The following is a 20,412-nucleotide window of genomic DNA, read 5'->3' as shown; positions in this document are numbered from 1 at the left end:
CGCCGCAGCTTAGTCAAGTGGTACAATGATTTTTATGTGAAACGACGGATTATATAGAATCAGGAGTGTGAGGAATGAGCAAACGGGATTATTATGAGGTGTTGGGGGTTGGCAAAAATGCCTCGAAGGATGAGATAAAAAAAGCATATCGCCGCCTTTCCAAGCAATATCATCCTGACCTCAATAAAGCAGCAGATGCTACGGAAAAATTTAAAGAGATCCAGGAAGCTTATGAAGTGTTAAGCGATGATCAAAAGAAAGCGAGATATGATCGATTTGGCCACGAAGATCCAACACAGGGATTTGGTGGAGGCGGAGCTGGTTTCGAAGGCTTCGGTGGTTTTGAAGATATATTCAATTCTTTCTTTGGCGGAGGGGGAAGAAGAGATCCAAATGCTCCCCGTCAAGGTGCAGACCTGCAATATACAATGACATTATCATTTGATGAAGCTGTATTTGGTACAGAAACGACCATTGAAATACCGAAAGAGGAAGAGTGTGATACATGTAAAGGGTCAGGAGCAAAACCTGGCACAAAACCGGAAACATGTTCTCACTGTAATGGTACAGGCCAATTAAATGTAGAACAAAATACTCCATTCGGACGAATTGTGAACCGCAGAGTATGTCAACATTGCAGTGGTACAGGAAAAATTATTAAGCAGAAATGTGCTACCTGTCACGGTAAAGGTTCTGTGAAAAAACGGAATAAAATTCAAATCAAAGTACCTGCAGGTGTTGATGATGGTCAACAATTACGTGTTCCTGGTAAAGGTGAACCTGGTATTAATGGCGGCCCTCCGGGAGACTTGTTTGTTGTGTTCCAAATCAGACCGCATGAATTCTTTGAGCGTGATGGTGACGATATTTACTGTGAAATGCCTATTACCTTTGCACAGGCTGCATTGGGTGATGAAATTGAAGTTCCAACCATGCATGGTAAAGTGAAACTGAAAGTGCCGGCTGGAACACAAACAGGTACTCGCTTCCGCTTAAAAGGAAAAGGTGTTCCTAACGTTAGAGGATATGGTCAAGGTGATCAGCACATCCGTATTTTAGTTGTAACGCCAACCAAATTATCCGATAAACAAAAAGAATTAATTCGCGAATTTGCTGAAATCAGTGGTCAAGGACAATTAGATGAACATGATGAAGGTTTTTTTTCGAAAGTTAAAAGAGCAATCAAAGGTGAATAAACAGGTAGGAGTTGGTAGAAAATGAAATGGTCCGAATTATGTATTCATACAACGAATGAAGCGATCGAACCAATATCGAATATATTACATGAGGCTGGTGCAAGCGGGGTAGTGATTGAAGATCCGCTTGAATTGGTTCGTGAAAGGGAGAATGTATTCGGAGAAATCTATCAACTTAATCCTGCTGATTTTCCTGAAGAAGGCGTACTTATTAAAGCTTATCTCCCTGTCACAAGTTTCCTTGGTGACACAGTAGATGGCATTAAGGACCTTATCAATAATCTAATAAAATATGATATCGATCTAGGTCATAATAAAGTAACCATCAGTGAGGTTAATGAGGAAGAATGGTCCACTGCATGGAAAAAGTATTACCATCCAGTCAAGATTTCGGAACAAGTCACAATCGTTCCGACGTGGGAGGAATACACTCCGGTTCATACAGACGAAAAAATTATTGAATTGGATCCAGGCATGGCATTCGGCACAGGTACACATCCTACAACTGTACTTTGTATTCAAGCACTTGAGAAAACAGTCAAACCTGGGATGAAGGTCATTGATGTAGGGACTGGTTCAGGGGTACTTACAATCACTGCTGCTAAATTTGGCGCCGAGTCTATTTTGGCGCTTGATCTGGATGAGGTAGCTGTGAACAGTGCCAGGGTGAATTGTAAATTAAATAAGGTACATGATAAAGTTACAATTAAACAAAATGACCTTTTAAAAGGAATTGAATTTGAAGCAGATATAGTGGTAGCTAATATATTGGCTGAAATTATTGTACGTTGTACAGAAGATGTAGCCAGAGTGCTTAAACCAGGCGGAACCTTTATATCTTCCGGCATCATCCAGCAAAAACGCCGGGAAGTGGAAGAAGCTATTCAGAAAGCCGGACTTGTAATTGAGGATGTCATGACAATGGAAGACTGGGTCTCCATTACAGCTCGTAAATTATAAGTATTACTTGTTTTAAGTGAAATCACCACATCAAGGTGGATGTTAGAGTATAGTGGGAGTTCAAACTCCCACTATACTTAAGTTAAGGACTCTAGCGGACGGCAGGAATTTCGTGAGGGATTATTAGGCAGACGCCTAAACGTTTTTCCGCCGCAATAATGCTTTAGTCGTTATTGATTTTAAGGATAGAAAGGTGCAGGCCATGCAGAGATATTTTATTGAGAAATTAGAAAATCAATTTGAAGTAACGATAACCGGAGATGATTTTCACCATATGACCCGGGTCATGCGAATGAATCCAGGTGATACATTTTATGGAGTTATTGATAAAAAAACGGCAATCGTCAAAATTGAATCCATTCAAGATAAAGCTCTGACTGGCCGCATTATTGATTGGATAGAAGGAACAAAAGAACTGCCCATTCAAGTTACCATTGTGAACGGTTTGCCTAAAGGGGATAAACTAGAATTGATTATCCAAAAAGGGACAGAATTGGGTGCAAATACCTTTATCCCTTTTAATGCAACTCGTTCTATTGTAAAATGGGATTCTAAAAAAGCTGCAAAGAAAACAGAACGGCTTCGGAAAATAGCGAAGGAAGCTGCAGAACAATCCCATCGGACTGAAATACCCAGTGTTTACGATCCTGTAGATATTCGCAGATTGTTAGATCTTGCTGAAAGCTATGATTATAAGCTAGTTGCTTATGAAGAAGACGCTAAGCAAGGGGAATCTTCGCAATTGGCGAAAACAATTAGAGGGATGGTACCAGGGCAGTCTCTTTTAATGGTATTTGGCCCTGAAGGCGGCTTGGATACCGCGGAAGTGAATCAACTTTTAGAAAATGGCTTTCAAACATGCAGTCTTGGACCGCGTATTTTACGTACAGAGACTGCTCCTTTATACGCATTGTCAGCCATATCTTATCAATTAGAATTAGCGAGGTGAAGGGAATGGCAACTGTAGCGTTCCATACATTAGGATGTAAAGTGAATCATTATGAGACAGAAGCGATATGGCAGCTGTTTCAAGCTTCAGGATATGAAAGAGTCGATTTTGAACAACGCTCGGATGTTTATGTTATTAATACGTGTACTGTTACGAATACAGGAGATAAAAAAAGCCGGCAGATTATTCGCAGGGCAGTGCGTAAGAATCCTGATGCTGTTATTTGTGTAACGGGTTGTTATGCACAAACCTCACCGGCAGAAATCATGGCAATTCCAGGAGTGGACATAGTTGTTGGAACGCAGGACCGTGATAAATTAATAGGTTATATCGATACGTATTTAACTGAAAGACAGCCTATTAATGGCGTAAGAAATATCATGAAAACGAGAGTTTATGAAGAAATGGATGTACCTGCTTTTACAGATCGTACGCGTGCTTCCCTGAAAATTCAGGAAGGATGTAATAACTTCTGTACATTCTGTATTATTCCTTGGGCGCGCGGATTGCTGCGCTCCCGTGATCCGCAGGAAGTTATTCGTCAAGCTCAGCAGCTTGTCGCAGCGGGCTATAAAGAAATTGTCCTGACAGGTATTCATACAGGTGGTTATGGTGAAGACTTGAAGGATTATAATCTCGCTATGCTATTGAGAGAACTCGATCAAAAAGTGGCAGGTTTGAAACGAATTCGTATTTCATCCATTGAAGCCTCTCAAATAACAGATGAAGTGATTGAAGTATTGCGTGAGTCTGATAAAGTAGTGCCTCACTTGCATATTCCGATACAATCAGCTTCTAATACGGTCCTTAAACGTATGCGTCGTAAGTATTCTACTGAATTCTTTGCAGAAAGACTGGAAAGATTGCGTGAAGTACTTCCTGACTTAGCGGTTACATCAGATGTGATTGTTGGGTTCCCTGGTGAAACAGAGGAAGAGTTTATGGAAACATATAATTTCATTAAAGATCATCGTTTCTCTGAACTGCATGTATTCCCTTATTCCAAACGTACTGGTACACCAGCTGCCCGCATGGAAGATCAAGTGGATGAGGATGTTAAAAACGATCGAGTGCATCGCTTGATTTCACTATCTGAGCAAATTGCGAAAGAATATGCTTCCAGCTATGAAAATGAAGTTCTAGAAGTGATTCCAGAGGAACTATATGAAGATGGAAAGACAAAAGGACTCTATCAAGGATATTCAGATAACTATTTGAAAGTCGTGTTCCCTGCAACGGAAGATATGGTTGGAAAGATTGTGAAAGTAAAAATTACAAAAGCCGGATATCCATACAATGAAGGACAATTTGTCCGTGTGATGGATGATATGGTCGAACAAGCTGTAGTTAATTCATAATATTAGGCAGTGGGGCTGGTGCAGATTGCGTCAGCCCGTTTTTATTTTTTTAAAATGAGGTATATATAGATAGGAAGATTGGAGAGTTTAAATCTCAATTATAAATATCATTCAATTAACCTACACGATTATAGGAATAACAGTTGACCTTGAACGACACATATATTATAATTTGAAGGTACATGGTTTCCTTCTATGTGTAGGAAATTAGAGTTGTTGTGCTCGGAGGGAGGGAAAGAGATGTCTAAAACAGTCGTTAAGAAAAACGAATCGCTTGAAGATGCTCTTCGACGCTTCAAACGCACAGTTTCCAAGCAAGGTACTATGCAGGAAGTAAGAAAGCGCGAATTCTATGAAAAACCTAGTGTAAAACGTAAGAAAAAGTCTGAAGCTGCGAGAAAACGCAAGTTCTAAAAGAGGTGCCCTTAAATGAGTCTTGTTGAGCGTTTAAACAGCGATATGAAACAAGCTATGAAGAACAGAGAAAAAGACAAGCTCTCCGTCATCCGAATGGTGAAGGCTTCTCTTCAAAATGAAGGAATAAAGCTTGGTAAACAAGAATTATCCGAAGATGAAGAGTTAACCGTACTTTCTCGCGAATTAAAGCAACGCAAAGACTCCCTCCAGGAATTTGATAAAGCAGGACGCCAAGATTTGGTCGAAAAGCTTCAATCAGAAATCGAGATTGTCGAGGCATATTTGCCACAGCAATTATCCGAGGATGAGTTAAATGCGATTGTTACTCAAGCGATTGCCGAGACGAATGCCACTTCCAAGGCTGACATGGGCAAAGTAATGTCCGCAGTCATGCCAAAAGTGAAGGGTAAAGCTGATGGATCTTTAGTCAATAAACTTGTACTGCAAAATCTTACAAAATAAGACGTTTAAAACCCGCAATTTTAATTGCGGGTTTTTTATATCCGGTAAATTAATTATATGATGAATATCAAAGTATTGTGAAACTTATGCATGTAAATAACGTATAATGAATTAAGACGTCAAAAATGGAGAAGAAAGGAGGGGTGAACAGGTATGAGGAAAAGATGGTGGTCAATTATGATCATCTTTGCATTTTTTTTAATTGGAATTGCAGGTCCGCCGTCAGGAAATGCGAATACTGATAAAGTATACATAGTCCCTCTGCAAAATGAGGTGGAAAAAGGTCTATCTAACTTCCTGAAAAGAGCAATAGCAACCGCTGAGAAAGATGGGGCAGAAGCGATTATATTCGATATTAATACACCTGGCGGGGCGGTAGATGCAGCAGATGAGATCGGTGAAACATTTGCAAATACTAAATTAAAAACAATAGCCTTTGTTAATAACCGAGCCCTATCTGCCGGTGCATTTATTTCTTTAAATGCTGATGAGATCTATATGGTACCCGGTGCAACAATGGGTGCAGCTGCTGTCATAACATCTGATGGTAATGCAGCTGATAAAAAAGCGCAATCCTATTGGCTTGCAAATATGCAAAAGGCTGCTGAATCAAGTGGAAGAGATCCGTTATATGCTAAAGCAATGGCTGATGAGGATATTGATTTGCCAGAGTATGGAGCGGAAAAAGGAGAGCTGCTTACGCTGACAGCAAACCAGGCTGTAAAGGTTGGTTATAGTGAAGGTACAGTTGAAAATCAAAAGGAATTATTAAAAACGCTGGGATATGAAAAAGCTGAATTAATTCAATTTGGTGAAAGCTTTGCTGATAAAGTAGCCCGTTTCCTTACGAATCCTATTGTGATTCCTATTTTATTGTCGATTGGCACAATAGGTCTTGTCGTTGAGCTTTATTCACCTGGTTTTGGCTTACCTGGTTTTGCCGGTATTACGTCTCTGTTATTGTTTTTTTATGGACATATGGTATCAGGTCTGGCCGGATATGAACCGTTAATCTTATTTATAGTTGGAATAGCATTCCTATTACTGGAATTATTCCTTCCTGGCGGTATTGTAGGAATTATTGGTTTTATGGCAATTATAGCAAGCTTCTTTCTTGCTGCGGGGGATGTGGAGCATATGGCAATCGCAATATTAATTGCATTGATTGCAGGATTTATAGCAAGTGTGATATTAATTAAAGTATTTGGAAAGAAAATGACAGCCTTTAATAGGATTATACTCACAGATTCTACGAATACGGAGAGTGGATATGTTTCCAATATTAATCGTCATGATTTAGTTGGAAAAGTAGGTGTTCTTGTCACTGACCTGCGTCCTTCTGGAACACTCTCGCTTGAAGGGGAAAGAATTGACGTGGTAAGTGAAGGTAGTTTTGTAACGAAGGGAACGCATGTCAAAGTAATTAAAACAGAAGGTTCCCGTATAGTAGTACGACCATTAGATTCATAATAATTAGAAGTATGAAGGGAGTTATAAACAAATGGTATTAACATCAGCATCTATTTTTGCTCTTGTGGGCATTGCTTTAGTTATCATTTTATTGGCAGTACTATTCACTTTTGTACCAGTTATGCTTTGGATTTCAGCGATCGCTTCAGGAGTGAGAGTAAGCATCTTTACATTGATTGGGATGAGATTGCGTCGAGTATCTCCAAGCCGTGTTATCAATCCTTTAATTAAAGCGTCAAAAGCAGGTCTAAATGTAACAACGAATCAACTGGAAAGTCATTATCTAGCCGGTGGTAATGTAGATCGGGTTGTTAATGCGCTAATTGCGGCTCATCGTGCCAATATTGATTTGACATTTGAACGTTGTGCAGCTATTGACCTTGCAGGACGTGATGTGCTGGAAGCTGTACAAATGAGTGTTAACCCTAAAGTCATAGAAACGCCGTTTATTGCGGGTGTTGCTATTAATGGGATTGAGGTTAAAGCAAAGGCTAGAATCACTGTACGTGCCAATATTGAGCGTTTGGTTGGGGGTGCAGGTGAAGAGACTGTTATCGCGAGGGTTGGTGAGGGTGTAATCTCCACCATTGGTTCCAGTGAAAGTCATACAACTGTGTTGGAAAATCCGGAACGTATCTCTCAAACTGTCTTAAGTAAAGGTCTAGATGCCGGAACAGCATTTGAGATTTTATCTATTGATATAGCTGATGTGGATATCGGCAAAAATATTGGTGCAGAGCTGCAAACAGAACAAGCAGAAGCAGATAAAAAAATTGCGCAAGCAAAAGCTGAAGAGCGCCGTGCTATGGCGATTGCACAAGAACAAGAGATGAAAGCAAGAGTAGAAGAAATGCGTGCAAAAGTTGTTGAGTCTGAAGCCGAAGTACCACTTGCAATGGCTCAAGCTTTCAAAGCGGGGAATATGGGCGTTATGGATTATATGAACTATCAAAACCTTGCATCTGATACACATATGAGAGAATCCATAAGCAAAGCCAACAAGGATGATCGAAATACAGATGATGAATAATTTCCCTATCTGATTGCTGGGAAAGGAGGTCCTGCCCATGAGTATGGGAGCTATATGGGATAATCCCATTATCCTGTTTTTGATTATAACTTTAATAAGCTGGTTCTTTCAAAGGGATAAAGGTACAGAGAAGCCTGATGAAACGCAAAATAGAAAATATACATCTCCTCCAATAAACAAAAGTGAACCTGTTAAGGGACAATCACAACCTATTGGGGGGAAACAGGATGATGATATCCGGAAAAAAATCCAGGAACGCGAAAGAGAAATTAAAAAGAAATTAAGCGGGCATCCTGATTTGCAAAGAGAAGCAACCTCTCTTGCTCAAACAATAAAGGAGCAGTACGAAGCTCAGAAGAAGAAAGTACAGCAAGCTGAGAAGCCGGTTGTTATAAAGGAAACCCCGGTTGATGTAATTGTCCCGAGGGAATTCAAGCCAATAGTTCAAAAAGCAGTAAAACAAGCAACAGAAAGACATGTAAAGCCTTCTAAACAGGGATTTGATGTACGGAATATCAACCTGCAGGAAGCGTTTGTTATGTCAGAAATATTGGGTCCTCCCCGTTCAAAAAGGAAACAGATTAGATAAAAGTTACTTATAGTGCCTGCAGACAGAAACTTTTTGAAGTTTTCGTCTGCAGTTTTTTTATTGTTAAAAATGAAATTTTTCCAGAATTACATAGATCAACGCAGAGAGTTTGGCGTCTATCAAGAATAAGGGAAATCGAGAATTTGGCTATCTAATCTTACTTTGTTTAATTATGCCTAATATGATGGGGATAGAAACACCCACTATTAATACTGGTAAGAACCATGCTCCAAGTCCGCCGCCCCATTCTAACGCGATTGAAACGGATTCAATAATAATTAATGTAAAAATAATGAGACAAATAGCTTTTAATTGATTTGTTATTTTTCTGCTATTTAAATAAAATTCTTTAGCGTTCTCTTTGTTTAATCGTTGAGGATAATTATGTGATTCTGGAAATTTCTCGACAAAATGCATTGATACAGCAAGAAATGCACCTATAATAGGCAAAATAAGAAGTTCTAGTTTTGAACCCCAACGATCAACTTCGCCCTTAGCATTAAAATGAGCTGGTACTTTATCTGGAAGTTCACCCCAAATATAGATTAAAAAAAGTAAAGATCCAATATAACATGAATAACCAATAGTATCCCATATCCTCTCACTTTTTGTTTTCGGTATGTGTATTTTAGGTCTTGCATTAGATTTTGGCATTCCGGTCAGCTCCTTTATTTACCCTCAATTATATAGTTGAAAGTCCACTTTTACATGATTTAGGTTATTTAATTGAATAGTCTGAATTAACTTCCACAAAATATTTTAACATTTAATCCCAATTCTTTCTATGGTAATTGGTCATAGCTTTTACTTGATTGATTTAAACAGATGAAATCTGACCAATCAAACTCTACAACACTATTTGCTAATCAAGTAAACGTTAGAATGTACATCGGATTATAAATGATAACAACGTCTTCTCTCCGTCAGATTATTGATAACGGAACGTTTTAATTAAGCATTTAATGACCTCTTAACGAATAAGTATGATTATGAGGTGATTTTACAGAACAGCCTGTAACGATTACGAAGATATTAACCGGCGGAAAGGGAGGTTTCCTTATGGCTCGTGCATGGGGGTATCGTTTGAAGAGGTGGGTCACGGCCGCAATGGACCTGCCCCAGGATATCATGATGGATTTGCCAAGGATTACGATGGTGGGTCAAATTCATATTTACATAGAGAATCATAAAGGCTTACTTACATTTTCAGACCAGGAATTAAGATTGCTGCTTAAGAACGGACAACTCCTTGTCAAAGGTCAGGCTTTTGTATTAAAAACTATTCTTCCGGAAGAAATCTTACTTGAAGGGAAAATTGATCAAGTTATATTCCTCGAAGAATAACCTAATAGGAGGTTCTTATGAAAAACCAATGGACGAATACTATTACTGGCTATATTAAAGTGAAAATAAAGGGACAAGGTACAGAACGATTTATAAACAGAATGCTTAAAGAGGGTATTCAAGTTTGGGATGCGAAAAATATGGGCACAGAAACAGTTGTTTTTTATATGAAGCTATCTGACGTTCCTCAATTGAGGAAGGCAGTAAGAAACAGCGGCTGTAAGGTCTCTTTTTTAGAAAGAAGAGGAGGGCCTTTTTTTGCCTTAAAGCTGAAAAGGTACAGTGGTCTCGTGGTCGGTGTGATGATGTTTTTTATGATCATTTTTATTCTATCCAATATGATTTGGGGGATAAAAATAGAAGGAGCCAGTCCGGCAATTGAACATCAAATCAGTAAAGAATTGGATGATATGAATATAAAAGTTGGGAAGCTCCAGTTTGCTGTTGGGGATATGGAAGATATACAAAAGGAGCTCAGTGAACGGGTACCGTCCATTACCTGGATTGGCGTACAGCTGGAAGGGACGACCTTTCATTTTCAGGTTGTTGAAAAAAAGCAGCCTAAAAAGAATTCTGCTGATTTATATGTGAATCTCATTTCCGCAAAAAAAGCGACCATTGTCCAAACGATGGTTGAAAGAGGACAAGGCTTAGTAGAAAAGCATCAGGTTGTCAGCAAGGGGCAAATCCTGGTCAGCGGTTTTATTGGTAAAGAGGATAATCAAAAATTTGTAGGAGCTAAAGGAAAGGTCATGGGTGAAGCCTGGTATAAAACAAGCGTGGAGGTTCCGCTCGAAACGAATTTATATGTGTTTAATGGTGATGCTAAAAATAAATACAGTCTAAGCTTTGGAAATGCCCATGTGCCGATATGGGGATTTGGTGAACATAACTTCAAAGAATATGAAGTGGAAGAGGATGAAAAAACATTTAAATTTTTGAAGTGGGAGGTTCCTATTGCCTTTCATAAAAAGATCTATCGCAGTAAAGAAAAGGTGACACGGATCTATACAAAAATCGAGGCGGAGAAGCAGGCGATGAATATGGGGAAAAAGGATGTTCTAAAGAATGCCCCTGATGATGCAACTATTTTGAATGAAAAAATTTTGAAAAACCAGCTTGACAATGGTAAAGTTAAAATGACTATACATTATAAAGTTTTAGAAAATATTGCAATCGGACAACCGATGATTCAAGGAGACTAAGGAATGTCAGAGAAGTCTAAATTGATTAATTTACAATTGGAATCACCAAATGAGGCAGTTGAACTATTTGGTGTACATGATAGTAATCTGAAGATATTGGAAAGCGAGCTTGGAGTCAGTATTGTTTCCAGGGGCGAAACAATAAGTGTGTCCGGTAATCCTGAGAACTTAGAAAAAGCGGATGAGATTCTGCAAACGCTTTTAGTCATTATACGAAAAGGAATTAAAATCGGACCTCGTGAGGTTGTTTATGCCATAAATTTATCCAATAGCGGTACATTGGAGTATTTTTCTGATTTATATGATGAGGAAATTGCCAGAAGCGCTAAAGGTAAATCAATTCGTGTAAAAACATTGGGCCAGAAAGAATACATCTCTGCTATTAGAGCAAAAGATCTAGTATTTGGAATTGGACCTGCCGGAACAGGAAAAACGTATTTAGCTGTTGTTATGGCTGTGACTGCGTTGAAAAATGGACATGTTAAACGAATTATTTTAACAAGGCCAGCTGTCGAAGCAGGTGAAAGCTTGGGCTTTTTACCGGGAGATCTAAAAGAAAAAGTGGATCCATATTTACGACCTCTTTATGATGCTCTTCATGACATCTTAGGATTAGAACAAACAACCAGGCTGATTGAGCGTGGCACAATCGAAATAGCTCCCTTAGCCTATATGCGGGGAAGAACGCTTGATGATGCATTTGTAATCCTGGACGAAGCTCAAAATACAACACAGGCCCAAATGAAAATGTTTTTAACTCGACTGGGATTTGGCTCTAAAATAGTTGTTACGGGTGATACTTCACAAATAGATCTTCCGCGTGGTGTCCAATCAGGGTTAAGGGCAGCTGAACGAATATTAAAAGATGTTTCAGGCATTAAGTTTATCCACCTAGATCAAACTGATGTGGTCAGGCATCCGCTTGTTGCAAAAATCATTCAGGCATATGAAAATTTTGGACCAACTCAACAGTGATAATAAAGTTAAGAAACATGCCACAGAATCAACTGTGGCTTTTTTTATTATAAATTTGTTATTCTTACAATTGTAAGTGAAAGGAACAATAAAACCTGTTATTATTACAGAAAGTGTTAGAAAATTATATATAAATAAAATCCTCCGCCGGAAAGGGAAACGTATGAAATTCAAAACCATAGGCAGCTCTTTTAAAAATTGGGTATCCAAACCAGTTTCGCAGATAGGTGTTCTTTTATTAATGGCGTTCATTTCCTTTATTTTTTTGTTTGACAGTGTTAAACCGGAAAAACTTAATGTTGAACTTTACAATGTTGCTGAAACGACAATTCGGTCTCCGAAGACAATAGAAGATCCAGTCGAAACAAAAGAAAAGCAGCAAAAAGCAGTTAATAGTGTTGAGGATGTTTATACAGTTAATAAAGAATATGTGAAAAAGAGAGTTAATTTAATAAATGAAATCTATACATCGGCAGAGAGTGTGGTTAGTGCCGGTTTGAAAAATCAAGAGGTGGAGAAAGATGAGAAAAATACGGCACAAACACTCTTGAAGCCATCAGATTATGTATCTGATTTAAGAGGGAAATTATCTGATAATGTTAATAAAGATCTAACTGATGAAACATTGATTAATCTACTGGGATCATCCTTATCTGACTTATCGATAGCTAAGGATATTACGATGACCAGCATTAATGAAACCATGAAGGATGGCATAAGGGCAAATGAGGTGGAAAATGCCAAGATGAAGGTCGAAGAGGGGATAAAATACTCAAGTCTCCCTGTTCGATTAAAATCTGCATCGATTGATTTAGGAAGGTATGCAATCATTCAAAACGTGTTTTTTGATCCTGAGTCAACAGAGAGAGCAAGGGAAAATGCAAGTGAATCCGTTGAACCTGTCAGGATTCTTCAGGGACAGATCATTGCCGAGGAAGGATATTTAATTGACGCAGATGTTTATCGCCAATTAAAGCTGGTTGGTCTTCTGAATAGTGAGGATTCCCTTCTTCCGTATGTTGGATTGGCTGCAGTCATTGTGTTAGTTTTTGCTGGTGTCTATGTAATGTTTGGTAATACAATCAGAAACGAAGAACATGAAGACTATCGGGATAATCTATTCATCTTCAGTATTGTTTATCTGCTGGCATTACTACTTATGAAGATAATTCATATATTTGTTGGGTTAAGCCAGGAATCAATCGCTTATTTCTTTCCCGCAGCGATGGCGGCAATGCTTGTAACAATCCTCATGAGAGAGCGCTATGCTGTGGGAATAACTATTGTCCTTTCCGTTATCGGCAGTATAATGTTTAAAGAGGAATTAGCGGGAACTGTACATGTGACGATGGGGATTTATATTCTTGTAAGCGGCATCTCGGGAATCCTTCTATTAAAACAAGGGATAGCGCGTACTAGCATATTAAGAGCAGGTATGATTAATGCAATCATTAATTTGATAGTGGTATTAGGCCTGATCTGGATCGGCGGAAACGGTATTAATCACATTATGATTCTTGTCGCGGCGATTGCCTCAGGGGTCATCTCTGCTGTCTTTACGATTGGAATTCTTCCTTTTATTGAAACAGGGTTTGGTATTTTCTCTTCTATGAGGATGATTGAATTATCAAATCCGAATCATCCGCTTTTGCGAAAAATATTAACGGAGGCTCCCGGTACCTATCATCATAGTGTGATGGTTGCTAATCTTGCTGAAGCAGCTTGTGAAGCGATTGGAGCCAATGGATTGCTTGCGAGGGTTGGATGTTACTATCATGATATAGGGAAAACGAAGAGACCGTATTATTTTATCGAGAATCAGGTCAATATTGAAAATCCGCATGATCATCTATCACCGGAGAAAAGTACAAAAATTATTGTTTCCCATGTGACTGATGGTGCTGAGTTGGTGAAAAAATATAAAATGCCGAAAGAGATTGTCGATATTGTTGAGCAGCATCACGGGACAACCCTGCTAAAGTTCTTTTACCACAAAGCATGTGAAGCAGGGGGCGAGGTTAAGGAAGAAAACTTCCGATATCCAGGGCCGAAAGCACAAACGAAGGAAGCAGCAATTATTGGGATAGCGGATAGTGTAGAAGCAGCTGTGCGATCCTTAAAGTCTCCTACGCAGGCTACAATCGAAAAGCTTGTAAAGTCCATAATTGCTGATAGACTAAATGATGGACAGTTGAATGAGTGCGATTTAACGTTTAAGGAATTGAATAAAGTAAGTCAGTCTTTGTGTGAAACGTTAGCTGGTATATTTCATAATCGCATTGAATATCCAGAATTAGAAAAAGAATAGAGTAGGTGAAAGAAATGAGTTTAACCATTGATATCTTAGATGAAACGGAGCAAGTAACTCCAGAACAACAGGAGCTCGTCACAAAATTGCTTGAATTTGCAGCTATTCAGGAAAAGGTGACAGAAGGCAGCGAAGTTTCTCTAACTTTTGTAAATAACGAACGTATTCATGAAATTAATAAAGAGTACCGTCAAAAAGATGCGCCAACCGATGTTATCTCATTTGCTATGGAAGAAATGGGAGAGGGAGAAATTGAAATTATCGGAGAGGACGTTCCGGCAGTCTTAGGGGATATTATTATTTCTATTGACCGTACGAAGGAACAGGCTGAAGAATATGGCCATTCTTATGAACGTGAACTTGGTTTTTTAGCAATCCACGGATTCCTTCACTTGCTGGGCTATGACCATATAAATGAAGAGGACGAAAAAGTAATGTTTTCACGACAAAGAGAATTGTTGGAACAGTATGGACTCACAAGATAAGAAACCATTGTACCGTTTTTTTAAAGGATTTTATTATGCTTGGCAGGGAATCCTCTATGGAGCAAAAAAAGAAGCAAATTTCAAGTTCCATTTGACTGCCGCTATAGTTGTTTGTATAGCGGCTTCTTACTTCTCTATTACAAAAATAGAATGGTTATTTGTCCTTATTGCGATTGGCGGTATGCTGACGTTAGAGCTTATTAATTCAGCGATAGAAAAAGTGGTGGATCTAGTAACAGGAGAATATCATCCGCTAGCAAAGGCAGCAAAAGATTTAGCTGCCGGAGCAGTATTGGTGTATGCTATTCTTTCGGCTATTATCGGTTTTATAATTTTTCTGCCTAAGATCTGGAGCATGCTTGTTTAATTGAAGAAGAGAAAGTAAGATATGGATAATCAAGGTTTAATTATTGAGTAAAAAGCGCGGTAAGATATATGCACTAACCCTATTGGAAGCAGATGCCGGAAAAGGTGACTGATTCATTGCTGTTACATAAAAGTGCAGCTTATTCTATGTATGGCTGTGCAAGAAGCATTTTTTCAGTCTTTTTCTCATGGATTAACCAAATATAAAAAAATTGGCGATAGCAGCTGATACTGATCATCCTGTTACTTCTTGTGGAGCTGCCGGTAGGTAATTTTAAGCTAATACAAGGTGTGACAAAAGAGGATTCGAAAGATCAGGAGCTGTTATCCGGAGCCTTACACCGGAGGAAATGCATGACTAATCAAACTAATAAACCATTTAAATCAGGATTTGTATCTATTATTGGAAGACCAAATGTGGGTAAATCGACTTTTATCAACCGAGTTATTGGGCAAAAAATTGCCATTATGAGCGATAAACCGCAAACCACACGTAATAAAGTTCAAGGCGTATTAACAACAAATGAAAGTCAAATCATTTTTATTGATACACCGGGAATTCATAAACCAAAGCACAAGCTTGGTGATTTTATGATGAAAGTGGCTTCAACTGCGTTGCAGGAAGTTGATGCTATTCTCTTTATGGTAAACGCCGAGGAGGGCTTTGGGCGCGGTGAGGAATTTATTGTTGAAAAGTTAAAAACATGTAAGACACCTGTTTTCCTTGTCATTAATAAAATTGACCAGATTCATCCCGATGAATTATTCAGCATCATAGATACGTATAAAGAGAAATACGATTTTGCTGAAATTGTTCCTATTTCTGCTCTTGAAGGAAATAACATAGAAACTTTATTAAAGCAAATTAATGCTTATTTGCCAGAGGGGCCGCAATATTATCCAGCTGATCAAATAACAGATCACCCAGAACGTTTTATTATTTCAGAGATGATTCGTGAAAAAGCGCTGCATTTAACAAGAGAAGAAGTCCCACATTCCCTTGCAGTAGTGATTGATAAAATTGAGCGAAAAGAAAAATCAGAGACCGTCCACATTATGGCAACGGTGATTGTAGAACGTGATTCCCAAAAAGGAATCATTATTGGAAAAAAAGGCGCGATGCTAAAAGAAATAGGACAGCGCGCCCGCACAGACATCGAAAACCTACTAGGCTCCAAAGTATTCCTAGAACTATGGGTAAAAGTCCAAAAAGACTGGAGAAACAAAGCCTCCCACCTAAGGGACATTGGATTTAGGGAAGATGATTATTAAGATGCTGAGACGGCTTGGTCAGGAGCGAGGAGCATAAGACAGAGGCACGAAGGGGAAGGTTCTCCCCCGCAGTGGCTATGCTTATGTCCTGAGCTCCTAGCCGTCGAAGCTCGATTTTAACCAAGATGCTGAAGGGCTCAATTAAGGAACGAAGACTAAAAACGCCACGTCCTGTGGCAACGTCTTCATGACCTACTTCCTATAGGCCCGCGACAAGCATAAGACGAATACTCGGAGGAAGGATTTTTCTCCCGTAGAGTATTTGCTTATGACTCGAGCTCCTAGGCCCTGAAGCTCGATTAAACCAAGATGCTGAGGCGACTGCCCAGGCCCGACAAGCATAAGGAGAGGCACGTAGGGGTGTTATTCCCCGCAGTGGCTATCCTTATGACCTCGAGGGACTAGGAGCCGAAGCTCGATTACATAAAAGGACGTAGGGACTGAATTAAGGATCAAAGACTGTGGCAAACGTCTTCATGGCCTACTTCCTGTAGGCCTTTACTAAAAAAAATAATTTTATTCGGCAATATAGGGAAACGGAATTAGTAAATTTTTAATCACATGATTTTTTTCAGGTTGGTGAAGCTAATGTTAGGTAAGGGGAGACAATTAGCGTTTCTATGAACGAAAGGTGGAATAAGTATGATTAGCTTTACCTGGAATGTTTTTAGACAAACCGGCAGTGTGGATACTTATCTTCTTTTTAAGGAACTTGAAAGACAGAATGAAGGCCAACCTGATGTGATTAAAGAGGATCACGAAGAAATGGAAATCCCTATAATTTAATAATCTTGCCGTCATATTGGAGTGAGTGACGTGCTAACAAAGTGCGAAGGAATTGTCATTCGCAGTACTGACTATGGTGAAACAAATAAAATTATTACGTTATATACCAGAGAATTTGGAAAAATTGGAGTGATGGCTAGAGGAGCGAAAAAGCCAAACAGCCGCTTCTCAGCTGTCACTCAGTTGTTTCATTATGGTACATATTTATTTCAGGCGAGCCGTGGGCTGGGTCAATTACAGCAAGCGGAGACCAAAGAATCCTTCCGTTCCATTCGTGAGGATATTTTCTTAACTGCCTATGCTGCCTTTATCGCTGAATTACTGGATAAAGGAACAGAGGAGAGAAAACCTCACCCATCCTTATATGACCTAATTTATTTATCGCTCCATTATATCAATGAGGAATATGATCCGGAAGTCATTATGAATATAGTCGAATTGAAGATGTTAAACGTTTTTGGATTCGGACCTGAGTTAAGCCGATGCGTGAATTGTGGAGCACAGGACGGTACATTTTCCTTTTCTGTAAGAGAAGGCGGGTTATTATGTCATCGATGCGAGCATATTGATCCTTATAAAATTAAGATATCACCGGCTGTCGTTAGGATTTTGCGTATCTTGTATTACATGGACTTAAATCGCCTTGGTACCATATCTATTAAAGATGAGACCAAACAGGAAATCCGAAAAGTCCTGGATGCGTACTATGGCGAGTACTTAGGTGTAGAATTAAAGGCAAAGCGTTTTTTAAATCAAATGAATAAATTTAAAGGGAATTTTTAATCATTTCCTTTATATGATTGTATTGACAATGTAGGTCGTTATTGTATAGAATGTGAGATAAATTAATATGTAGTTACAGCGAAGGAAAGTAGTATTTGGATTACGATATGCCAAGCGAGTCCGGGGCTGGTGTAAGCCGGAACATATCAACCAAAGAAGGCAGTCTGGAGTAACGCATACAAAGTGGCCGGAAAACCGGCAAATAGGGTGGAACCGCGGGTTAACTCTCGTCCCTATGCTCTTAAAAAGCATAGAGACGAGAGTTTTTTTAATTTGTACAAAGGAGAGAACGAATATGACAGTATCAATGGATCAAATTGTGTCACACGCGAAACATAGAGGATTTATTTTTCCCGGCTCCGAAATCTACGGAGGACTTGCGAATACGTGGGATTATGGCCCTCTTGGCGTAGAGGTAAAAAACAATATTAAAAAAGCATGGTGGAAGAAGTTTATTCAAGAATCACCATACAATGTGGGCCTTGATTCTGCAATATTAATGAATCCACGTACGTGGGAGGCTTCCGGTCATATCGGAAACTTTAATGATCCAATGATTGATTGTAAGAAATGTAAAGCTCGTCATCGTGCGGATAAATTGATTGAGGATGCATTGCAAGCTAAAGGTACAGAAATGATCGTGGATGGCTTATCTTTTGATAAAATGCAAGAATTGATTCAAGAGAATGATATTGCATGTCCAGATTGTGGAGCAAAGGATTTTACGGAAATTAGACAATTTAACCTAATGTTTAAAACATTCCAGGGTGTTACTGAAACAAGTACAAATGAAATCTTCCTTCGTCCTGAAACAGCACAAGGTATTTTTGTTAATTTTAAAAACGTACAGCGTACAATGAGAAAGAAATTGCCTTTTGGTATTGCTCAGGTTGGTAAGAGCTTCCGTAACGAGATTACACCAGGTAACTTTACATTCCGTACACGTGAATTTGAACAAATGGAATTGGAATTCTTCTGCAAACCAGGTTCTGAACTGGAATGGTTCCAATATTGGAAAGATTATGCTGAAAACTGGCTGTTATCATTAGGTATGAAAAAGGAAAACTTCCGCCTTCGTGACCATGAGGAGGAAGAACTATCTCATTACAGTAATGCAACCACTGATTTTGAATATAAATTCCCATTTGGCTGGGGAGAGCTTTGGGGGATTGCTTCTCGTACAGACTTTGATTTAAAGAGACATATGGAGTATTCAGGAGAAGACTTCAACTACTTGGATCCTGAGACAAACGAAAAGTATATTCCTTATTGTATTGAGCCATCTCTGGGAGCAGACCGCGTTACATTGGCTTACTTAATTGATGCATATGAAGAAGAACAGCTTGAAGATGGTACTTCCCGTACGGTAATGCATCTTCATCCGGCACTGGCGCCATACAAAGCTGCAGTATTGCCGTTGTCCAAAAAGCTTTCTGAGGGGGCAAAAGAAGTATTTGCCAAACTGTCAGAGGACTTTATGGTAGACTATGATGAAGCTGGTTCTATCGGTAAACGATATCGTCGTCATGATGAAATTGGAACACCTTTCTGTATCACATATGATTTTGATTCAGTTGAGGATAAGCAAGTAACTGTACGTGACCGTGATACAATGGAGCAAACTCGTATCAGTATCGAAGAACTTCCAGCCTTTTTACAAGCAAAAATTAAATTTTAAGGTAAAGCTTGCTCAATAAGGAATGCGATGTCCCCTTATTGGGCAGGCTTATTTTAAATTAAGTGGATTTATTACACTTCATGGATAAATAGTTTATAATTAAATTATATAATTTAAGTATATGGGCACTTTAGGGTGGTGAGTAAGATCGAACTAAGCAAAAGACAAGAACAGATCCTTCAAATTGTTAAAGATAATGGGCCGATTACAGGCGAAAATATTGCCGAACAATTAAATTTAACACGTGCAACATTGCGCCCAGACTTAGCGATTCTGACAATGGCTGGTTATTTGGATGCAAGGCCGCGTGTAGGGTATTTCTACACAGGCAGGACGGAAACCCAATTGCTCACGGATAATCTTAAAAAGCTATTGGTCGGAGATTATCAGTCTATACCGATTGTTGTCAGTGAAGGTGTATCTGTTTATGATGCAATATGCACCATGTTTTTGGAAGATGTGGGTACTTTATTTGTTGTGGATAAAGAGTCGCTTCTTGTTGGTGTTCTTTCCAGGAAAGATCTGTTAAGAGCTAGTCTCGGTCAACAGGAATTAAGCAGTATTCCGGTACATATTATTATGACAAGGATGCCTAATATTACGATATGTACGAAAGAAGATTTGCTGATTGATGTGGCAGAGAAATTAATCGATAAGCAGATTGATGCCCTACCGGTTGTTAAAAAGAGTCCAAAAGGCTTTGAAGTCACAGGCCGGTTAACTAAAACAAACATTACAAAGGCGTTTGTTGGTTTGGCGAGAGACGACCATTAACCAAT

Annotated in this window: 21 protein-coding genes; 20 read left to right on the top strand and 1 reads right to left on the bottom strand. The window is 39.0% G+C overall.

Annotation, left to right across the window (positions count from 1 at the left end; translation table 11 throughout):
- The first annotated feature begins 74 nt into the window (after nt 1-74).
- From dnaJ to AC4BHA_RS07560, 9 genes are all read left to right on the top strand, one after another.
- Nucleotides 75-1,196, top strand: a complete 1,122-nt coding sequence (dnaJ, locus tag AC4BHA_RS07600) for a molecular chaperone DnaJ (RefSeq protein ID WP_490558389.1) — start codon at nt 75-77, stop codon at nt 1,194-1,196.
- A 21-nt stretch (nt 1,197-1,217) separates the two neighbouring features.
- Nucleotides 1,218-2,156, top strand: a complete 939-nt coding sequence (gene prmA / locus AC4BHA_RS07595; RefSeq protein WP_066105262.1) for a 50S ribosomal protein L11 methyltransferase — start codon at nt 1,218-1,220, stop codon at nt 2,154-2,156.
- Nucleotides 2,157-2,358: 202 nt separating this feature from the next.
- Entirely contained in the window at nt 2,359-3,105 is a 747-nt protein-coding gene (locus AC4BHA_RS07590; RefSeq protein WP_066105259.1) for a 16S rRNA (uracil(1498)-N(3))-methyltransferase, read from the top strand.
- 5 nt (nt 3,106-3,110) lie between these two features.
- The gene (mtaB, locus tag AC4BHA_RS07585; protein WP_148630182.1) at nt 3,111-4,463 is read left to right on the top strand and encodes a tRNA (N(6)-L-threonylcarbamoyladenosine(37)-C(2))-methylthiotransferase MtaB; all 1,353 of its coding nucleotides are present in this window, start codon (nt 3,111-3,113) and stop codon (nt 4,461-4,463) included.
- Between the two features lie 240 nt (nt 4,464-4,703).
- Nucleotides 4,704-4,877 (top strand): 30S ribosomal protein S21, encoded by a 174-nt coding sequence (gene rpsU / locus AC4BHA_RS07580; RefSeq protein WP_066105253.1) that lies wholly within the window; start codon nt 4,704-4,706, stop codon nt 4,875-4,877.
- Between the two features lie 15 nt (nt 4,878-4,892).
- The gene (locus AC4BHA_RS07575; RefSeq protein ID WP_066105252.1) at nt 4,893-5,342 is read left to right on the top strand and encodes a GatB/YqeY domain-containing protein; all 450 of its coding nucleotides are present in this window, start codon (nt 4,893-4,895) and stop codon (nt 5,340-5,342) included.
- A gap of 153 nt (nt 5,343-5,495) precedes the next feature.
- Complete coding sequence (locus tag AC4BHA_RS07570) at nt 5,496-6,812, top strand: NfeD family protein (protein WP_490558388.1); 1,317 nt, start codon at nt 5,496-5,498, stop codon at nt 6,810-6,812.
- Between the two features lie 31 nt (nt 6,813-6,843).
- Complete coding sequence (floA, locus tag AC4BHA_RS07565) at nt 6,844-7,842, top strand: flotillin-like protein FloA (protein ID WP_066105247.1); 999 nt, start codon at nt 6,844-6,846, stop codon at nt 7,840-7,842.
- 37 nt (nt 7,843-7,879) lie between these two features.
- Nucleotides 7,880-8,431, top strand: coding sequence for a YqfB family membrane protein (locus AC4BHA_RS07560; protein ID WP_490551113.1), 552 nt, complete (start codon nt 7,880-7,882; stop codon nt 8,429-8,431).
- 147 nt (nt 8,432-8,578) lie between these two features.
- Here AC4BHA_RS07560 and AC4BHA_RS07555 read toward each other — a convergent pair whose 3' ends face one another.
- Complete coding sequence (locus tag AC4BHA_RS07555) at nt 8,579-9,085, bottom strand: DUF1648 domain-containing protein (RefSeq protein WP_490551114.1); 507 nt, start codon at nt 9,083-9,085, stop codon at nt 8,579-8,581.
- 405 nt (nt 9,086-9,490) lie between these two features.
- Here AC4BHA_RS07555 and yqfC point away from each other — a divergent pair, with 405 nt between their 5' ends.
- The 11 genes from yqfC to ccpN all read left to right on the top strand — a co-directional run bounded on the left by yqfC (nt 9,491) and on the right by ccpN (nt 20,407).
- A complete protein-coding gene (gene yqfC, locus AC4BHA_RS07550; protein WP_066105239.1) occupies nt 9,491-9,775 on the top strand; it encodes a sporulation protein YqfC in 285 nt (94 codons plus the stop codon).
- 17 nt (nt 9,776-9,792) lie between these two features.
- Complete coding sequence (gene yqfD / locus AC4BHA_RS07545; RefSeq protein WP_066105236.1) at nt 9,793-10,980, top strand: sporulation protein YqfD; 1,188 nt, start codon at nt 9,793-9,795, stop codon at nt 10,978-10,980.
- A gap of 3 nt (nt 10,981-10,983) precedes the next feature.
- Nucleotides 10,984-11,955 carry a PhoH family protein gene (locus tag AC4BHA_RS07540; protein ID WP_066105233.1) on the top strand — a complete coding sequence of 324 codons (972 nt, stop codon included), beginning with the start codon at nt 10,984-10,986 and terminating at the stop codon, nt 11,953-11,955.
- A gap of 163 nt (nt 11,956-12,118) precedes the next feature.
- On the top strand, nt 12,119-14,263 hold the full coding sequence (locus tag AC4BHA_RS07535) for an HD family phosphohydrolase (RefSeq protein ID WP_066105230.1): 2,145 nt from the start codon (nt 12,119-12,121) through the stop codon (nt 14,261-14,263).
- 14 nt (nt 14,264-14,277) lie between these two features.
- Nucleotides 14,278-14,748, top strand: coding sequence for an rRNA maturation RNase YbeY (gene ybeY / locus AC4BHA_RS07530; protein WP_490551117.1), 471 nt, complete (start codon nt 14,278-14,280; stop codon nt 14,746-14,748).
- Nucleotides 14,732-15,115, top strand: coding sequence for a diacylglycerol kinase family protein (locus AC4BHA_RS07525; RefSeq protein WP_066105225.1), 384 nt, complete (start codon nt 14,732-14,734; stop codon nt 15,113-15,115). Before ybeY ends, AC4BHA_RS07525 begins: the two co-directional genes overlap by 17 nt.
- 353 nt (nt 15,116-15,468) lie before the next feature.
- Nucleotides 15,469-16,386, top strand: a complete 918-nt coding sequence (era, locus tag AC4BHA_RS07520) for a GTPase Era (RefSeq protein WP_066105222.1) — start codon at nt 15,469-15,471, stop codon at nt 16,384-16,386.
- A 642-nt stretch (nt 16,387-17,028) separates the two neighbouring features.
- Entirely contained in the window at nt 17,029-17,172 is a 144-nt protein-coding gene (locus AC4BHA_RS07515) for a YqzL family protein (RefSeq protein WP_066105219.1), read from the top strand.
- 30 nt (nt 17,173-17,202) lie between these two features.
- The gene (gene recO / locus AC4BHA_RS07510) at nt 17,203-17,955 is read left to right on the top strand and encodes a DNA repair protein RecO (RefSeq protein ID WP_066105218.1); all 753 of its coding nucleotides are present in this window, start codon (nt 17,203-17,205) and stop codon (nt 17,953-17,955) included.
- 295 nt (nt 17,956-18,250) lie between these two features.
- The gene (locus AC4BHA_RS07505; protein ID WP_066105215.1) at nt 18,251-19,633 is read left to right on the top strand and encodes a glycine--tRNA ligase; all 1,383 of its coding nucleotides are present in this window, start codon (nt 18,251-18,253) and stop codon (nt 19,631-19,633) included.
- 135 nt (nt 19,634-19,768) lie between these two features.
- Nucleotides 19,769-20,407 carry a transcriptional regulator CcpN gene (gene ccpN, locus AC4BHA_RS07500; protein WP_066105212.1) on the top strand — a complete coding sequence of 213 codons (639 nt, stop codon included), beginning with the start codon at nt 19,769-19,771 and terminating at the stop codon, nt 20,405-20,407.
- Nucleotides 20,408-20,412: the final 5 nt, after the last annotated feature.

The sequence above is a fragment of the Pradoshia sp. Z3_51 genome, assembly GCF_058215915.1.
The sequence above is the reverse complement of the archived record's forward strand: the minus strand, read 5'-3'. Positions and strand labels throughout refer to the sequence as shown.

Bases quoted from the DNA above. Each gene is read 5' to 3' on its own strand.
- dnaJ (WP_490558389.1), top strand. From the start codon at position 75: ATGAGCAAACGGGATTATTATGAGGTGTTGGGGGTTGGCAAAAATGCC.
- mtaB (WP_148630182.1), top strand. From the start codon at position 3,111: ATGGCAACTGTAGCGTTCCATACATTAGGATGTAAAGTGAATCATTAT.
- prmA (WP_066105262.1), top strand. From the start codon at position 1,218: ATGAAATGGTCCGAATTATGTATTCATACAACGAATGAAGCGATCGAA.
- floA (WP_066105247.1), top strand. From the start codon at position 6,844: ATGGTATTAACATCAGCATCTATTTTTGCTCTTGTGGGCATTGCTTTA.
- ybeY (WP_490551117.1), top strand. From the start codon at position 14,278: ATGAGTTTAACCATTGATATCTTAGATGAAACGGAGCAAGTAACTCCA.
- AC4BHA_RS07540 (WP_066105233.1), top strand. From the start codon at position 10,984: ATGTCAGAGAAGTCTAAATTGATTAATTTACAATTGGAATCACCAAAT.
- AC4BHA_RS07575 (WP_066105252.1), top strand. From the start codon at position 4,893: ATGAGTCTTGTTGAGCGTTTAAACAGCGATATGAAACAAGCTATGAAG.
- AC4BHA_RS07590 (WP_066105259.1), top strand. From the start codon at position 2,359: ATGCAGAGATATTTTATTGAGAAATTAGAAAATCAATTTGAAGTAACG.
- AC4BHA_RS07560 (WP_490551113.1), top strand. From the start codon at position 7,880: ATGAGTATGGGAGCTATATGGGATAATCCCATTATCCTGTTTTTGATT.
- AC4BHA_RS07525 (WP_066105225.1), top strand. From the start codon at position 14,732: ATGGACTCACAAGATAAGAAACCATTGTACCGTTTTTTTAAAGGATTT.
- AC4BHA_RS07505 (WP_066105215.1), top strand. From the start codon at position 18,251: ATGACAGTATCAATGGATCAAATTGTGTCACACGCGAAACATAGAGGA.
- yqfC (WP_066105239.1), top strand. From the start codon at position 9,491: ATGGCTCGTGCATGGGGGTATCGTTTGAAGAGGTGGGTCACGGCCGCA.
- AC4BHA_RS07535 (WP_066105230.1), top strand. From the start codon at position 12,119: ATGAAATTCAAAACCATAGGCAGCTCTTTTAAAAATTGGGTATCCAAA.
- AC4BHA_RS07555 (WP_490551114.1), bottom strand. From the start codon at position 9,085: ATGCCAAAATCTAATGCAAGACCTAAAATACACATACCGAAAACAAAA.
- era (WP_066105222.1), top strand. From the start codon at position 15,469: ATGACTAATCAAACTAATAAACCATTTAAATCAGGATTTGTATCTATT.
- AC4BHA_RS07515 (WP_066105219.1), top strand. From the start codon at position 17,029: ATGATTAGCTTTACCTGGAATGTTTTTAGACAAACCGGCAGTGTGGAT.
- rpsU (WP_066105253.1), top strand. From the start codon at position 4,704: ATGTCTAAAACAGTCGTTAAGAAAAACGAATCGCTTGAAGATGCTCTT.
- AC4BHA_RS07570 (WP_490558388.1), top strand. From the start codon at position 5,496: ATGAGGAAAAGATGGTGGTCAATTATGATCATCTTTGCATTTTTTTTA.
- yqfD (WP_066105236.1), top strand. From the start codon at position 9,793: ATGAAAAACCAATGGACGAATACTATTACTGGCTATATTAAAGTGAAA.